The 15,064-nt window shown below is 62.2% G+C and carries 15 protein-coding genes; 9 read left to right on the forward strand and 6 right to left on the reverse strand.

The features are described from left to right. Positions 1-65 precede the first annotated feature (65 nt). The 3 genes from BM317_RS00395 to BM317_RS00405 form a co-directional block, all read right to left on the reverse strand. A complete protein-coding gene (locus BM317_RS00395; RefSeq protein WP_092472662.1) occupies positions 66-782 on the reverse strand; it encodes an alpha/beta hydrolase in 717 nt (238 codons plus the stop codon). 65 nt (positions 783-847) lie between these two features. Then, positions 848-1,960, reverse strand: coding sequence for a M14 family metallopeptidase (locus tag BM317_RS00400; protein ID WP_092174999.1), 1,113 nt, complete (start codon positions 1,958-1,960; stop codon positions 848-850). A gap of 139 nt (positions 1,961-2,099) precedes the next feature. Further along, positions 2,100-2,879 (reverse strand): ABC transporter substrate-binding protein, encoded by a 780-nt coding sequence (locus BM317_RS00405; protein WP_092472664.1) that lies wholly within the window; start codon positions 2,877-2,879, stop codon positions 2,100-2,102. A gap of 931 nt (positions 2,880-3,810) precedes the next feature. Here BM317_RS00405 and BM317_RS00410 point away from each other — a divergent pair. Next, a complete protein-coding gene (locus BM317_RS00410) occupies positions 3,811-4,095 on the forward strand; it encodes a fructose-bisphosphate aldolase (RefSeq protein WP_092472666.1) in 285 nt (94 codons plus the stop codon). Positions 4,096-4,529: 434 nt separating this feature from the next. Here the strand turns inward: BM317_RS00410 and BM317_RS00415 are convergent, their stop codons facing one another. Next, positions 4,530-4,964, reverse strand: a complete 435-nt coding sequence (locus BM317_RS00415) for a rhodanese-like domain-containing protein (RefSeq protein WP_092175007.1) — start codon at positions 4,962-4,964, stop codon at positions 4,530-4,532. Between the two features lie 103 nt (positions 4,965-5,067). On the opposite strand from BM317_RS00415, the gene ftrA reads away from it, so the two are divergent. Then, positions 5,068-6,027, forward strand: coding sequence for a transcriptional regulator FtrA (ftrA, locus tag BM317_RS00420; protein WP_092175011.1), 960 nt, complete (start codon positions 5,068-5,070; stop codon positions 6,025-6,027). Between the two features lie 163 nt (positions 6,028-6,190). Here the strand turns inward: ftrA and cobF are convergent, their stop codons facing one another. Together cobF and BM317_RS00430 are read right to left on the reverse strand one after the other, a co-directional pair. Then, the gene (cobF, locus tag BM317_RS00425; protein WP_092175016.1) at positions 6,191-6,949 is read right to left on the reverse strand and encodes a precorrin-6A synthase (deacetylating); all 759 of its coding nucleotides are present in this window, start codon (positions 6,947-6,949) and stop codon (positions 6,191-6,193) included. After that, positions 6,946-7,524 carry a histidine phosphatase family protein gene (locus tag BM317_RS00430; RefSeq protein WP_092472668.1) on the reverse strand — a complete coding sequence of 193 codons (579 nt, stop codon included), beginning with the start codon at positions 7,522-7,524 and terminating at the stop codon, positions 6,946-6,948. The genes cobF and BM317_RS00430 overlap by 4 nt, the downstream gene beginning before the upstream one ends. A gap of 300 nt (positions 7,525-7,824) precedes the next feature. On the opposite strand from BM317_RS00430, the gene BM317_RS00435 reads away from it, so the two are divergent. From BM317_RS00435 to astA, 7 genes are all read left to right on the forward strand, one after another. Further along, positions 7,825-8,679 carry a MurR/RpiR family transcriptional regulator gene (locus BM317_RS00435; protein ID WP_060738282.1) on the forward strand — a complete coding sequence of 285 codons (855 nt, stop codon included), beginning with the start codon at positions 7,825-7,827 and terminating at the stop codon, positions 8,677-8,679. A 2-nt stretch (positions 8,680-8,681) separates the two neighbouring features. Continuing rightward, a complete protein-coding gene (locus BM317_RS00440) occupies positions 8,682-9,326 on the forward strand; it encodes a cysteine hydrolase family protein (RefSeq protein WP_092472670.1) in 645 nt (214 codons plus the stop codon). Further along, positions 9,323-10,675, forward strand: coding sequence for a type I glutamate--ammonia ligase (locus BM317_RS00445; protein WP_092175030.1), 1,353 nt, complete (start codon positions 9,323-9,325; stop codon positions 10,673-10,675). Before BM317_RS00440 ends, BM317_RS00445 begins: the two co-directional genes overlap by 4 nt. Further along, positions 10,659-11,411 (forward strand): N-formylglutamate amidohydrolase, encoded by a 753-nt coding sequence (locus BM317_RS00450; RefSeq protein WP_092175033.1) that lies wholly within the window; start codon positions 10,659-10,661, stop codon positions 11,409-11,411. Before BM317_RS00445 ends, BM317_RS00450 begins: the two co-directional genes overlap by 17 nt. 71 nt (positions 11,412-11,482) lie before the next feature. Next, positions 11,483-12,832 (forward strand): APC family permease, encoded by a 1,350-nt coding sequence (locus tag BM317_RS00455; RefSeq protein ID WP_092175036.1) that lies wholly within the window; start codon positions 11,483-11,485, stop codon positions 12,830-12,832. A gap of 110 nt (positions 12,833-12,942) precedes the next feature. Continuing rightward, a complete protein-coding gene (locus tag BM317_RS00460; protein WP_092175040.1) occupies positions 12,943-13,959 on the forward strand; it encodes an arginine N-succinyltransferase in 1,017 nt (338 codons plus the stop codon). A gap of 61 nt (positions 13,960-14,020) precedes the next feature. Then, entirely contained in the window at positions 14,021-15,055 is a 1,035-nt protein-coding gene (gene astA / locus BM317_RS00465; RefSeq protein WP_092175043.1) for an arginine N-succinyltransferase, read from the forward strand. Positions 15,056-15,064: the final 9 nt, after the last annotated feature.

The raw sequence follows: 15,064 nt of genomic DNA on the forward strand, positions 1-15,064 counted from the left end.
ACCTTGAGGCAAGCTGATCCATCGCCATCGCGAGCAAGCTCAGCTCCCACAGGGTTCTATTTTGGTCAAGGATTGAGCCGCTCCAGCCAGGCCCTCAGGTCCTGCACCTCCAGGGCACTGATGCTGTGGCCGACGCCGGGGTAGGCATGGAATTCGGGCTCCAGTGCCAGGGTCTTGAGGAAGGTGTTGGCCTCAGTGCCGTCGTGATAGGGAATGATCGGGTCGGCCGTGCCATGGCCGATGAACACCGCCAGTGTCCGTCGTGACTCGTCGGGGGTCAGTTCCGCCCGCAGCGCCGACAGAACCCTCCCGCCCATCGCGGCGATGCCGCCGACGGCTTCGGGGTGTCGCAGGGCCACTTCGTAGCTCATCATCGCGCCCTGGCTGAACCCCACCAGGTAGACCTTGCTCGCGTCGGTCGAATACTTGGCCCGGGCCTTGTCGATGAACTCCAGCAGCATCTGGCCACTGGCCTTCAGGTCGGAGGTGTCACCGTCGTAGGCGCCCTCGCCCTTTTTGGCGAACCACTGGTAACGATCCTGCTCCATGCTCTTCGGCGCCCGCACCGAGAGGTAGTTGTAATCGCGCGGCAACTCGTCCTTGAGTGCGAACAGGTCCTGCTCGTTACTGCCGGAACCGTGCAGGAAGATCACCAGCGGTCGGTTCCGAGCCTGCTCATCGACTTGGGCCAGGTAGTTGAGCGGCAAGTCCGTGTGCAACGAAGGTTGGGCCTGCAACCCGGACGAGACCAGCAACAGGAACAGGGCGAGCGCTTTGAACATCGATCTTCCTCCATCGTTTCGATAGCCGCACGGCAAGGCGCGTGCGGTGAGGTAGACAGCAGTTATCAGTCGTTGATCAATTTCCCCGTACGAATCGGTTCACGCCCAGCGACTTTTGCCTGCCAGATTCCTGGCTGCGTGTAGCGTCCACGGTCCAGGGCAAACAGCACACCACTGGTGCCGGCCCGCACGGTGGTGACCCGATCATTCAGGGGGTCGACCACTTCGAACAGCGGATCGCCCTGCTCCACCCATTCGCCAGCCTCCCGCAGGAAACTCACCACGCCATGGTGCGGCGCGAACAGGTATTGCGTGCCTTCGAACGGAAAACCTTCGCAGCACTCGCTGGGTGCGGGCGGCCAGTCCCCAGCGATGAAACCTTGCTCGGCGAGAAACCCGAGGATGGCTTCACAATTGGCCTGGGCCTGCTCCACCCGGGTATCGCCCATGCTGCCCAACTCCAGCGTCGTCGCCAGGTTCGCCGGTGGGATCGCCGCCGCAGGAAAGGCCTTGGCCAGGCGCAACCAGGGCGAGGAGCAGGATTCATCGAACGAACTGCCGCCCGAATCCTCGCACAGCAACGCCACACCGGCTTTCAAGCGTGCGGCCAAAGAACGCCACTGCGGCCATTGCTGTGGCAAGGCATACAAATGGATCGCTGCCTCGAAGTCGCAATGCAGATCCAAGGTGATGTCGGCGTCGCAGGCATGGCGCAGCAGCAGGCGATGCAGCGCTTCGAGTTGCGAAGGGGGTGGCGGCAAGTCATCGAGGACCTCGGCCATGGTCTGGCGGATCAAGGTGATATTGGCGGCCGGATCGTCCCCCAGGCGATCACCGATGCGTTGCGCCACCGGTGCACTGAGTTCCACGAAGGAACGGTTGAAATTCTTGCCACTGCCCAGTTCGAAACGCCCCATGTGGGCGCTTTGCAGGTGTTGATCCAGGCCGATGGGGTTGGCCACCGGCACCAGTTCGATCACACCCTTGAGCAAGCCCTGGGCCTCAAGGTCGTTGAGCCGCTGCTTGAGTTCCCAGGCGGTGCGCATGCCCGGCAGCTCATCGGCGTGCAGGCTGGCCTGGATGTAGGCCTTGCGCGGCCCATGGCCGTAGCGAAACACACTGAGCCGGCGCTCGGTGCCCAGGTGGCTCCATGGCAGGGTATGGTCGATGCGTTGCATGAAATCTCCGAATGACCAGGTGTAGGAGCTGTGTAGGAGCTGTCGAGCGAAGCGAGGCTGCGATCTTTTGATCTTTCGCTCTGGACTCAACTGGCAGAGGAAAGATCGCAGCCTCGCTTCGCTCGACAGCTCCTACCGATTAATGCCCGTAGACGTCAAAGGCGAAGTATTTGTCCTGCACTTTCTTGTACGTGCCGTTGGCGCGGATTTCGGTGATGGCTGCGTTGAATTGATCGGCCAGGGCCTTATCACCCTTGCGCACCGCAATGCCGGCACCGCCGCCGAAGTATTTCGCATCTTCATAGGTCGGGCCGACGAAGGCGAAACCTTTGCCGGCGTCGGTTTTAAGGAAACCTTCGTCGAGGTTCACCGAGTCGGCCAGCATGGCGTCGAGGCGGCCGGCGACCATGTCCAGGTTGGCTTCCTGCTGGGAGCCGTAGCGCACCAGGTCGATACCGGCGGGCACCAGCACTTCGGTAGCGAAACGGTCATGGGTGCTGGCGCGCAGCACACCGACTTTCTTGCCCTTGAGTTCAGTCAGCGGGTCCTTGATGTTGGAGCCTTCCTTCATCACGAAGCGCGCTGGGGTGTGGTAGTACTTGATGGTGAAATCGACGTTTTTCTTGCGATCGTCAGTGATGGTCATGGACGACAGGATCGCGTCGATTTTCTTCACTTTCAGCGCTGGGATCAGGCCATCGAACTCCTGCTCGACCCAGACGCACTTGACCTTCATCTGTTCACACAGCGCGTCGCCGATATCGACATCGAAGCCGGCCAGCTTGCCGTCGGGGGTTTTCATCGAAAAAGGCGGGTATCCGGCTTCGATCCCGAGGCGGATCGGCTTGGCGTCTTCGGCCACGGCCGACAGGGACAACACGGACAGTGCCAGGGCACCGAACATGGCTAGCTTCTTCATTTTCGCTCCTGAGTGTGCAGGGGTTTTATGGGTCATTATTGGCAGATTCGTAGGCAGCGTTCGGTCAGCGAGGAACCGAAGTGGGCGGGAGTCTAGAGGGGTGCCCAGGAGGGGAATTGTGTGGAGGCGACAATTAGTTATAAAAATAGCTTGGTTTGTGTATATCCGTTGCTGCGGTAACGGCTACTCAGGGTTCCGCCCTGACGGCGGGTCACTTTCGAAAAGCCGGAATGCCGGCCCAGGCGAAAGTAACCAAAAACGCTCTGCCCAGGTAAAAGGCCAAAGCGAGGCGACCTTATAGCCGATCTGTCTCTTTTGTCGTACTCCGATCCAACTGTGGGAGCGAACTTGCTCGCGAAAGCGGAGGGCCAGCTTGCGGTGATGTTGGCTGTGCCTACGTCATCGCGAGCAAGCTCACTCCCACAAGTTTTTGACGCTCCGCGTTCCGTTTCTGAAATCAATTGCTCCCCCTGGCCTTCTGAAAATCTCGTAGGAATCCCCCCCTTTGTGGCGAGGGGATTTATCCCCGTTGGGCTGCGAAGCAGCCCCCTATTTTCGTCAGACCAACCCCATGCCCAGGGTTTACGGCGGCTGCGCCACCGAGCGGGAGCAAGCTCCCTCGCCACGGGGTTTGTGGGCGTCCTACAGGTCGGTTGTTGCCTCAAAAATCCCCTTCTATAGTTCGGCTCACCTGCTGGCTTTGGTCAGTGGGGAGGGTTTCGCAGCCCTAACAACGGATGAGACTTTGCACCGTCGAATGAAAACTCAGGCAAACTTGCCCGCGTTCATTTTATGGCGGTTGCGCGTGGGAGACCTTCGGGTCTGCCGGGTTTGGTCTCTTCCTCGGTCTGCGAACCCGCGCGTAACTGCAACCCGTTTGATTCGCAGCAAACAAGGTGGCAATTCATTTTCCTTGATAGAGCCCAACCTTATGACGACAAATCAATCATCTAACCGCTTTACCCCGCTAACCCCCATCGCCACCACCCAACCCATCCTGTTCATCGACCGCTCCGCCCCGCAGCCCGAACTCCACGCCTGCGTCAGCGAACGCCTGCACGCCACCCTCGACTACCTGACGCTCATGGCCTGTACTACCCTGCGCGATTCAGCCGAGACCGACATCAACACCATCACCAACATCGCTCGGATCATGGTCCAGGATGTGGCGGATGTTTTTGGGGTGATTGAACAGCGCGGACTCGAAGGGCAATAAAGCTTCCCTGAAAAGCGAGCTTGCTCAATATCCTCATCGACAGCGACATCGCCTTCGCGAGCAAGCTCCCCACAGGGGAAACACGTTCCCCCAGAACCAGGCCGGCTATAAGGCCGCCTCGCGTTTGATTTTGATCTGGGGCGCCCCGTTAACCACGATGGCCGAACGCAGGCATTGTGGAGTGGGCATCCCGGCATGGATGCCGGGATAGCCGCGCTGGGCCATGGATGGCCCTTCGCGGCGGGCCCACGGAGCAATGCCGGAGTGAGGGCACACCGAGCCTAAGCGAGGTGCCGAGTGGTGGGGCAAAGCGCTTTTGGTTACTTTTGGCTGGTCCGGCTCCCGGCTCTTCCAAAAGTGACCCGCCGTAAGGGCGGAACCCTAAGTAGCCGTTACCGCAGCAACGGATATACACACAAACTATAAAAACCAAGTCAGCAGTCACAACGAATAGCCTGATCCGCCACACGCTCCACCGAGCCGGTCAGGCGAAAGCCTTCATCGAGCCACCCCATAACCCCGCCAATCATCTCCTTCACCGGATACCCCAAGGTCGCCAGACGCACCGCCGCCTTGTTCGCGCCATTGCAATGCGGACCGGCGCAATACACCACGAACAGAGTGGTCTTGGGGTAGACAGCCAAAGCCTCGGCAGTGAGCGTCCGGCTTGGCAGGTTGATCGCCCTGGGGACGTGGCCGCGTTCGTAAGCCAGCGGTCCGCGTACATCCACCAGCACAAAGTCGACATTGCCGGCCTGTTGGCTGGCGTGAACGTCGGAACAATCCGTTTCGAATGACAGACGACGGCTGAAATGCTGTAGGGCGATATCGGAAGGGGCGGCAGGCACTTCGCGAACCAGGCTGGTCATGGGGGTGTACTCCAAGGGTAGATAAAGGCGTGAAGAGACTTTATCCCCCCGATGCTTGCGGCTACAGTGGCGTACAAGACACTCTGTGGGAATTTTCCGACAAATGCAGCCTCTCCCAGGTCTGGTCGCGATCCTCGCCTACGACGGCCTATGCACCTTTGAATTCGGCGTTGCCGTCGAGATCTTCGGATTGGAGCGGCCGGAATTCGATTTCCCCTGGTACGAGCATCGGATCGTCGCGGTCGATGACGGGCCGATGCGCGCCATGGGTGGCTTCCAGGTATTGGCCGATGGCGGCATGGAACTGCTCGAAACCGCCCGGACCATTGTCGTGCCAGGCTGGCGCAGCCGCAGCGAGCCACCGTCCGAGGCGTTGCTCGCTGCACTACGCCGGGCCCACGCCCGTGGCGCGCGCCTGCTGTCGATCTGCTCCGGAGCCTTCGTACTGGCCGCCGCCGGGCTGCTCGATGGCCTGGGCGCCACGACTCACTGGCGCTACACCGACGAACTGGCCGAGAGCTTTCCCGCCGTCCGGGTCGACCCCGATGTGCTGTATGTGGACTCAGGACAGGTCATTACCTCGGCGGGCAGCGCCGCCGGCATCGATGCCTGCCTGCACCTGGTGGCACGGGATTATGGCGTCCAGGTCGCCAACACCGTGGCGCGCCGGTTGGTCATGTCACCACAACGTACGGGCGGCCAGGCGCAGTTCATTCCCTCGCCGGTCAGCCGTACGCCACGCAGCGACCTGTCGAGCGTCATGCAATGGGCCCGCGAGCGCCTGCACGAACCCCTTGGTGTGCGCGAACTGGCCAGCCAGGCGGCCATGAGCGAACGTACTTTCCTGCGCCACTTCACCCAGGCCTGCGGCGTGTCGCCCAAGGCCTGGCTGCAACACGAACGCCTGGCCCGGGCTCGCGAACTTCTGGAAAGCACCGGCGACAACACCGACAACATCGCGCAACTGTGTGGCTACCGCTCGGTGGAGAGCTTTCGCGTGGCGTTTCGCAGCGTCGTGGGGTTGGCGCCGTCGGTGTATCGGGAGCGGTTTGGAAGGGGGTGAAATCAAGTGCCAAACAATAGGGCTGCTGTGGCGAGGGGATTTATCCCCGCTGGGCTGCGAAGCGGCCCCTTCAGTTTTTCAGGCCAATTTTTGCCAAGCTTATTAGGGCCGCTTCGCGCCCCAGCGGGGATAAATCCCCTCGCCACAGGTTGATACGCAAGCGTCATTGAGGCTTACGCAACAAATACGTATCCATGATCCACCCATTGGCTGTGCGCGCGGCCTTGCGGGTGCGTTCGATGTCATCGGCCACGTCCCCCAGCCGGCCGGCGATCAGGATTTCATCCGGCGTCCCCACATAGGCGCCCCAGTAAATCTGCGTATCGGGATCGCTCACCTGGCGATAGGCATCCTCGGCATCGAGCATCACCACCACACTCGCCGCGTCCCCCACCTGCCCTGCCGCCAAGCGACGTCCGGTGGTGATTTCCAGCGAACCACCAATGCTGTTCAACGGCACTTTGTGCCGGGCGGCCAGGGCCTGGACACTGGTGATACCCGGGATCACCTCGAACTCGAAGGCGCAACGGCCCTCGTCGAGAATAGCCTGCAGGATGCGCACGGTACTGTCGTACAACGCCGGATCGCCCCACACCAGAAAACCGCCCCGCTGCCCATCGGACAGTTCTTCATCGATCAAGCGTTCGAAGGTGGCCTGTTTCGCACGGTTCAGCGCTTCGACGCTGTCCTTGTAGTCCAGGTCGCCGCGTTGGCGTTCCGGGCTGTAGGTTTCGACGAAACGGTAGGGGCGATCAACGATGTAGCGTCGACAGATTTCGCGCCGCAGGTCCAACAGTTTGTCCTTGGCCGGGCCCTTGTCCATGAGGAAGACCACGTCCAAACGGTTCAAGGCTTTCACAGCCTGCATCGTCAGGTGATCCGGATCGCCGGCCCCAATGCCAATGACTGACAGCATTTTCATCGCGGCGACTCCTGGCCAGGTTCCTGAGTGCGCAATCGCCATACGCCGTTGAAACGCAACTCCAGGGTGGACAACGGTTCAATGTCGATTCGATTGAAGGTGGCGGTCGGGCAGCCCAAGACGTTCATCAAGGCTGCGCGGATCACGAAGGGGTGGGTGACGGCCAGCAGATGCCCCGGTCGGGTTTCCAGGCTGGCCAGCCAATCCCCGACCCGGCGACACAACCGGGCGACGGATTCACCGCCATGGGGGGCCGCCTCGGCATCGTCGAACCAGGTTTGCAGGGCCTGCGGCTCCACCTTGAGCAATTCATCGATGGACAATCCGCGCCAGCGTCCCAGATCGCAATCGGCCAGGGCCGGGTCCACCTGGAACTCGTCGCCGAACAACGCGGCCGTCTGGCGAGTGCGCAGTTCCGGCCCGCACAGCAGTTGCCGGACGTTTCGGTAGCCAGGCTCGACCTGCCCACGTCGCCTCAGCCACTCGGCGTCCAGCGCTTCGTCCACACTGAAGCGCGCCTGTTTCTGGGCAACGGTGCGGGCATGGCAGATCAACGTCAGGCGAATGGCTTGCACACTGGGTTCTCGGGTAATCGAACGGGTCGCATGGACGGGATATTCACGGGTTTAGTTGTACAGCACCTTATACGAAATCAAATAAGTGAGACAAAAAGGCGTTATGTCCTACATGTCCAAGATGCAACGGCTGACATACTCATTCCACTTGGCCGCAACCAACTCCTACAGGGTTTTCGCACAACTTTGGAGCATTTTAAACGGAACGTAAAAACCACTGGACATGTAGCACCAGCTACATAAATACTGTTTTCAGGAATTATGAAATAAATTCAACATTCATCCAGGCAAGGAGCACGGATGCCGCCCCTCAGAGACCTGATCACCGATCCCGGCCTGGTGTTGACGCCGTCGGAACGCAAGGTCGTACGTGCCCTGCTCGATCACTACCCACGCAACGGCCTCGGTCCGATGTCACGCCTGGCAGACCATGCCGGCGTCAGCGACCCGACCATCGTACGGCTGGTGAAAAAACTCGGGTTTGGCGGTTATGCCGAATTCCAGGATGCGCTGCTCAGTGACATGGACCATCGCCTGCGCTCCCCTCGCACGCTGCTGCAACCGCGGGCCAAATTGCAGCAAGGCGATACCTGGAGCCAGTACCTGGCCGCCAGCCAACGCAACCTCGTCGACACCCAGGCCCTGACCCAACCCGAAGACGTGCGCATTCTCGTGCAGTGGTTGCTCGACAGCCGCCACCAAGTGCATTGCTTCGGCGGGCGCTTCAGCAGCTTCCTGGCCCATTACCTGCTCAACCATTTGCGATTGCTGCGCGCCGGCTGCTTTGCCCTGGAAGACAATGCCCAACTGCCTGACCGCCTGTTCGACGTGCAGCGCCAGGACGTGGTGCTGATTTTCGATTACCGCCGCTACCAGGCCCAGGCCCTGCGCGTGGCCAGCGCGGCCAAGGCGCGGCACGCCCGGGTCGTCCTGTTCAGCGACGTCTATGCTTCGCCGTTGCGCGAGCTGGCCGACCTGATCATCAGCGCCCCGGTGGAATCGGCGTCGGCCTTCGACAGCCTGGTGCCGGCGCTGGCCCAGGTCGAGGCCCTGATCGCCTGCCTGACCCTGCAATGCCCCGAGCTGGCCGAACGCCTGGAAGGCATCGACGCCCTGCGCACGGAATTCAACACGCACCTGCTGGAGGAAAAGTAAGGATGTTCTCGCTCCCCCACCACTCGCCCCGGGATTTGCCGTTCACCCGCCAGCACACGGCCCTGCTGTTGGTAGACATGCAACGCGCCTGGCTGGAACCGCAATTCGATGCCCACCTGCACAGCCCCGAGGCCGAGTATTTCCTCCAGCGGGCCCGCCAGCAGGTCATTCCCAACCAGCAGCGCTTGCTCGAGGCGATGCGCGCGGCGCAGCACAACGTGTTGCACACCCACATCGAAAGCCTCACCGCCGATGGCCGCGACCGCTCCCTGGATCACAAGCTGTCGGACATGCACCTGCCCAAGGGCAGCCCCGAGGCGCAGATCATTGCCGAGCTGACGCCGCAGGAAAACGAAATCGTGCTGCCCAAGACCTCCTCCGGGGTGTTCAACTCCACCAACATCGATTACGTGCTGCGCAACCTGCAGACCCGGCACCTGATCGTCGCCGGGATCGTCACCGACCAGTGCGTCGACATGGCCGTGCGTGACGCCGCCGACCGCGGCTACCTGGTCACGCTGGTGGAAGACGCCTGTGCGACCCACACCGAACAACGGCACCTGGCGTGCCTGAACGCGATCAAGGGCTATTGCTGGATCACCGACACCGACACCGTACTCGCTCGTTTGCAGGAGATGCAGCCATGAGCCGTCTTGATGACGCTGCCCTCCTCGCACCGCTGCCGGTCACGACCCTGGTGACCACCGACCTGATCGGCGTGACCCGCGGGCGCTCGTTTCCGAGCGATGAGTTGCCCCACTACATCACGGCCGGTTGCGGCTGGGTGCCGGCCAACAGCGCGTTGACGCCCCAGGATGTCATCGCCTCGACCAACCCTTGGGGCGCCTATGGCGACCTGCGACTGGTACCGGACCTGTCCAGCCGGGTGACCGTCAACAATGGCCCCGACGCCCAGGCGCCTGCCCTGGACTTCATCCATTGCGATATCCGGGAGACCGATGGCCGGCCCTGGAGCGCCTGCCCGCGCACGCTGCTGCAGGACGAAGTGGAGCGTTATCGCAGCGAACTGGGCCTGCAGGTTTTCGCCGCGTTCGAGCATGAATTCAACCTGGCTGCCACGCCTGCGCAGCCTGATCGCCTGGCCTTCAGCCTCCAGGCCCAGCGCCAGCAGGCCGGGTTCGCCGGGTGGCTGCTCAGTGCCCTGCGGGCCGGCGGCGTCGAGCCGGAAATGTTCCTGCCGGAATACGGCAAGCAGCAATACGAGATCACCTGCCGCCCGACCCTGGGCGTGGCCGCTGCCGATCGGGCGGTGAACGTACGGGAAATCACCCGCGAGATCGCCCGGCAGATGGGCCTGGACGTGAGTTTTGCCCCCAAGACCTCGGAAAATGCCGTGTGCAACGGCGTGCATCTGCATCTGAGCCTGCAAGACCTGAGCGCAGACCCGGTGCTGCATGACGCCGCCAGCAGCAATGGCTTGTCCAGCCTCGGCCAGCATTGGGCCGCGGGTGTGCTGCATTATCTGCCGGCGCTGTGCGCGCTGACCGCGCCGACGCCGTTGTCCTACGAGCGCCTGCAACCTCATCATTGGAGCGCATCCTATGCGTGCCTGGGACAGCGCAACCGCGAAGCGGCGCTACGCATCTGCCCGACGGTGAGCCTGGGTGGCAAGCCGCTGGCGAACCAGTACAACCTGGAGTTTCGCGCCATGGACGCCACCGCCTCACCGCACCTGGCGATGGCCGCGCTGTTGATTGCCGGGCGACTGGGCATCCAGCAACGGCGAGAACTGCAGGCTGTCACCGATGAAATACCCGATGAGCTGGACGAAACACAACGTCGCGCCCGTGGCATTATCGCCCTGCCGACAACCCTGGCCCAGGCACTGGACTGCCTGCGCCACAGCGGGGCGCTGCTCGAGACCCTGCCCGGCCCGCTGGTCGAAACCTATTTCGCCTTGAAGGCCCAGGAGCAGGCCTTGACCCAGGCGCTCTCACCTGCCGAGCGTTGCGAGCACTATGCACGAATCTATTGAGTGTGCTGAATCGGGCCTCTACACCAGGCCAGCCTATCGACTGACCCGGGAGGAATCCGACCACCCGGTGCTGCTGGTGTGCGAACACGCCAGCCGTTTCATTCCCGTGGCGCTGAATGACCTGGGCCTGGATGAAACCGCGTCCCAGGAGCACATCGCCTGGGACATCGGCGCGCTGCTGCTGGCCGAACGCCTGTCCGAAACCCTCGGTGCGACCTTGCTGTCGGCCAACTACTCACGGCTGTTGATCGACCTCAACCGCCCGCTGCACGTGCCGGACAGCATTCCGCCCCAGAGCGAGATCTACCAGGTTCCGGGCAACCACGACCTGGACGAGGCCACGCGCGAATATCGCCAGCAGTGCCTGTTCCATCCCTTTCATGATCGCTTGCGGGCGCTGATCGACCGGCGCCTGGCCGCCAACCGGCCGGTACGCGTGGTGGGCATCCACAGTTTCACCCCGGTGTTCTATGGCCAGCCACGCGCCCTGGAAGCCGGCGTGCTGTTCGGCGAAGCCAAGGAATACGCCCAGCGCATCGTCGACGGACTGAGCCGGCATTCGCTGCGGGCAGCGGGCAACCAACCCTACAAGATCAACCCCCTGACCGACATGACGGTCCCGGTGCACGGCGATGGTCGCGGCCTGGATTCGGTGCTGATCGAAGTGCGTAACGACCAGTTGCGCAGCCCCGAGGGGGTACGGACCTGGAGCGCCTACCTGGCGCCCCTGCTGTAGCAGCAGCGGCAAGTGACCAGCGACAGACAGCAAGCAAGTGCAACCCACACAGCTGAAAAGGAAAACGGCTCATGAGCATCGAGGCATTTGGCTACAAGCAGGAATTGAAACGCGGCCTGTCGCTGACAGACCTGGTGGTATACGGGATGATTTTCATGATCCCCATCGCACCGTTCGGCGTGTATGGCTACGTCAACGCCGAGGCTCCGGGAATGGTGCCCCTGGCCTACATCATCGGCATGGTGGCAATGCTGTTTACCGCCTTGAGCTACGGCAGTATGGCCCGGGCCTTTCCGGTGGCAGGCTCGGTCTATTCCTACGCGCAACGAGGCCTTAACCCACACGTCGGGTTCATCGCTGGCTGGCTGATGCTGCTGGACTACCTGCTGATCCCGCCGCTGCTCTATGTCTACGCCGCCATGGCGCTGAACCATTTGTACCCGGACATTCCCAAGGTCGGTTTCATCCTGGCATTCCTGGTGAGCGCGACCTTCGTCAACCTGCGGGGCATCACGTTCACCGCACGGATGAACATCATTTTCCTGCTGGCACAGCTGGTGGTGCTGGGGATTTTCCTGTTCTACGCCTGGAATGCCCTGCACGGCGGGGCCGGTCACGGCCAACTGACCCTGGCACCACTGTACAGCCCGGAACACTTCAACTTCGCCCTGCTGATGCAAGCCGTGTCCATCGCGGTCCTGTCGTTCCTGGGCTTCGACGCCATTTCCACCCTGGCCGAAGAAATCAAGGGCGACCCGGGCCGCAGCGTCGGCAAGGCTGCCTTGGTGACCTTGCTGGTGATGGGGGCGATTTTCGTGGTGCAGACCTGGATCGCCACCGATCTGGCAGCCGGCATGGGCTTCAAGTCCGCCGATACCGCCTTCTATGAAATCGCCGAATTGGCGGCCGGCAGTTGGCTGGCCACCTTGACCGCGGTGGCCACCGCCCTGGCTTGGGGCGTAGCAGTAGCGATCACCTCCCAGGCAGCGGTGTCGCGCCTGTTGTTCGGCATGGCCCGGGACGGCCAGTTGCCCAAGGTGCTGGCCAAGGTCCATCCGAAACACAACACCCCCTACATGAGCATCTACCTGGTGGCGGTGCTGTCGCTGCTGATCTGCTACCTGTTCATCAACGCCGTGGACACCCTGACCTCCCTGGTCAACTTCGGCGCCCTGAGCGGCTTCATGTTGCTGCACATCACGGTCATCAACCATTACTGGCGCCGCCAGCGGTCCGGCCAATTGATTCGTCACTTGATCTGCCCGCTGGTCGGCTTCGTGATCGTCGCGGCCATCATGTACAACATGGGTGTGGCAGCGCAGAAACTCGGCCTGATCTGGATCGCCGCGGGAGTGGTCTATCTGTGCCTGCTCAACAAATTCGGCGGTCGTACCGCCCTGGCCGATCCGGCGGGTCAATGAGAAGCGGCGGTCGCAGGGTTCGACCAGCCAGGTTGTAACGCGTGGACATCGACAGTGATCGTCAAGCCCGGTGCCAGTCACCGGGCTCTCTGGGAACAGGAGTGCAATCCATGCTGGCATTACGTCCAGTTCAATTAGCCGATCTGCCGCAACTGCAACGACTGGCCCGTGACAGCCTGGTGGGCGTCACGTCGCTGCCGGACGATACCCGGCGGTTGGAGGAAAAAATCCTCGACTCGTGCGCCTCGTTCGCAGCCGATGTGCAAGGGCCAGGGGCAGAGAATTACTTTTTCGTCTTGCAGGACCTGGAATCCGGGCGCCTGGTCGGTTGTTCGGAAATCCTCTCCAGCACCGGCTGCAACGAGCCGTTCTACAGCCTGCGCAACCGGCCGTTTTCCAGCGAATCCCGGGAGTTGAACATCCAGCACGGCGTACCCGCGTTGTCACTGTGCCAGGACCTCAACGGGCAAACACTGCTGCGTGGCTTCCACATCGACGCCGAACGGGTGCGCACGCCGGAATCAGAACTGCTGTCCCGGGCCCGGCTGATGTTCATCGCCGCCCACCCCCAGCGTTTTGCCGAATCGGTCATCACCGAAATCGTCGGTTTCAGCAGCGAGGACGGCCAGTCGCCCTTCTGGGACGCCATCGGCCAGCACTTCTTCGACCTGCCCTACGTCGAAGCCGAACGGCTGTGTGGCTTGCAAAGCCGGACCTTTCTCGCCGAGCTGATGCCGCAGTACCCGATCTACGTGCCCATGCTGCCGCCCGCAGCCCAGGCCTGCATCGGCCGGGTGCATCCCGACGGCCAGGAAGCCTTCGACATCCTCGAGCGCGAAGGTTTCGAGACCAACAGCTACGTCGATATCTTCGACGGCGGGCCAACCTTGCATGCCCGTATCGCCAATATCCGTTCCATCGCACAAAGTCGCACCGCTACGGCCAGGCAAAGCCCGCAAATTGACGCACGGGGCCTGTACCTGGTGAGCAACGAGCACCTTGGCAACTACCGGGCCATCGTCGCCGATCTGGACGTCGGCGCCGACGGCCCGGTGGCCCTGTCGCCCGCCATGCTGACGGCCCTGGACATCCAGGATGGCGCGCGGATCCGGGTGATTGCCCTATGAACCTCACTCGATCCCATGGCCTGCACCGACGTTTGGACCGACACGATGAAGGAGCTGCATCATGATTGTCCGTCCGGTGGCCATCACCGATCTGCCTGCCTTGCTGGACCTGGCCCGTTGCGCGGGCCCGGGGTTTACCAGCCTGCCGGCCAACGAAGAGCGTCTGGCCCACCGCGTTCGCTGGGCCCAGCGGACCTTCGCCGGCCAAGTCGAACGTGCCGACGCCGACTACCTGTTCGTGCTCGAAGACGATGACCGGCAGGTGGTGGGCATCAGCGCCCTGACCGGGGCGGTGGGGCTGCGTGAGCCCTGGTACAACTATCGGGTCGGGGTCACGGTCAGTTCGGCGCCGGAGTTGGGAATCCAGCGGCAGATCCCGACGCTGTTTCTCAATAACGAGATGTCCGGGCAATCGGAAGTCTGCTCATTGTTCCTGCACCCCGAGCAACGCCACGGGCACAACGGACGCCTGCTGTCCCTGGCGCGTCTGCTGTTCGTGGCCGAGTTTTCCCAGCTGTTCGGCGAAAAACTCATTGCCGAGCTGCGGGGCCATGCCGACGAACAAGGCTGTTCGCCGTTCTGGGACAGCCTGGGACGGCATTTTTTCCAGAAGGATTTCAGTTACGCCGACCAGTTGTCCGGGATGGGCAACAAGTCGTTCATCGCCGAGCTGATGCCGCGCCAGCCGCTGTACACCTGCCTGCTCACCGAACAGGCCCAGGCGGTAATCGGCAAGGCTCACCCGAACACCGAACCGGCCCTGAAGATCCTCAGTGCCGAAGGTTTCAGCCATAGGGGCTACATCGACATTTTCGACGGTGGCCCGGTGATCGAAGCAACGGTGTCGAAAATCCGCAGCGTACGCGACAGCCAGACGCTGACCCTGGCCATTGGCACTCCGGACGAACAGGCACCGGTCTGGCTGATTCACAACCGGCGCCTGGAAAACTGCCGCGTAACCAGCGCCCGCGCACGCCTGCATGGCAACAGCCTGCTCGTCGATCGCCTCACCGCCAAACGCCTGCAAGTGCAACCGGGTGATACGGTACGCGCCGTGGCGTTGCTCAGGCAGGGGCAGCAGGCAGTGGCGGCATAGCCTCTCTCG

It is taken from the genome of Pseudomonas sp. NFACC24-1 (assembly GCF_900115235.1).
Taxonomy (GTDB): Bacteria; Pseudomonadota; Gammaproteobacteria; order Pseudomonadales; family Pseudomonadaceae; genus Aquipseudomonas; species Aquipseudomonas fluorescens_AA.

Bases quoted from the DNA above. Each gene is read 5' to 3' on its own strand.
- ftrA (WP_092175011.1), top strand. From the start codon at position 5,068: ATGCAGCCTCTCCCAGGTCTGGTCGCGATCCTCGCCTACGACGGCCTA.
- BM317_RS00455 (WP_092175036.1), top strand. From the start codon at position 11,483: ATGAGCATCGAGGCATTTGGCTACAAGCAGGAATTGAAACGCGGCCTG.
- cobF (WP_092175016.1), bottom strand. From the start codon at position 6,949: ATGAAAATGCTGTCAGTCATTGGCATTGGGGCCGGCGATCCGGATCAC.
- BM317_RS00450 (WP_092175033.1), top strand. From the start codon at position 10,659: ATGCACGAATCTATTGAGTGTGCTGAATCGGGCCTCTACACCAGGCCA.
- astA (WP_092175043.1), top strand. From the start codon at position 14,021: ATGATTGTCCGTCCGGTGGCCATCACCGATCTGCCTGCCTTGCTGGAC.
- BM317_RS00440 (WP_092472670.1), top strand. From the start codon at position 8,682: ATGTTCTCGCTCCCCCACCACTCGCCCCGGGATTTGCCGTTCACCCGC.
- BM317_RS00410 (WP_092472666.1), top strand. From the start codon at position 3,811: ATGACGACAAATCAATCATCTAACCGCTTTACCCCGCTAACCCCCATC.
- BM317_RS00445 (WP_092175030.1), top strand. From the start codon at position 9,323: ATGAGCCGTCTTGATGACGCTGCCCTCCTCGCACCGCTGCCGGTCACG.
- BM317_RS00460 (WP_092175040.1), top strand. From the start codon at position 12,943: ATGCTGGCATTACGTCCAGTTCAATTAGCCGATCTGCCGCAACTGCAA.
- BM317_RS00415 (WP_092175007.1), bottom strand. From the start codon at position 4,964: ATGACCAGCCTGGTTCGCGAAGTGCCTGCCGCCCCTTCCGATATCGCC.
- BM317_RS00400 (WP_092174999.1), bottom strand. From the start codon at position 1,960: ATGCAACGCATCGACCATACCCTGCCATGGAGCCACCTGGGCACCGAG.
- BM317_RS00395 (WP_092472662.1), bottom strand. From the start codon at position 782: ATGTTCAAAGCGCTCGCCCTGTTCCTGTTGCTGGTCTCGTCCGGGTTG.
- BM317_RS00435 (WP_060738282.1), top strand. From the start codon at position 7,825: ATGCCGCCCCTCAGAGACCTGATCACCGATCCCGGCCTGGTGTTGACG.
- BM317_RS00405 (WP_092472664.1), bottom strand. From the start codon at position 2,879: ATGAAGAAGCTAGCCATGTTCGGTGCCCTGGCACTGTCCGTGTTGTCC.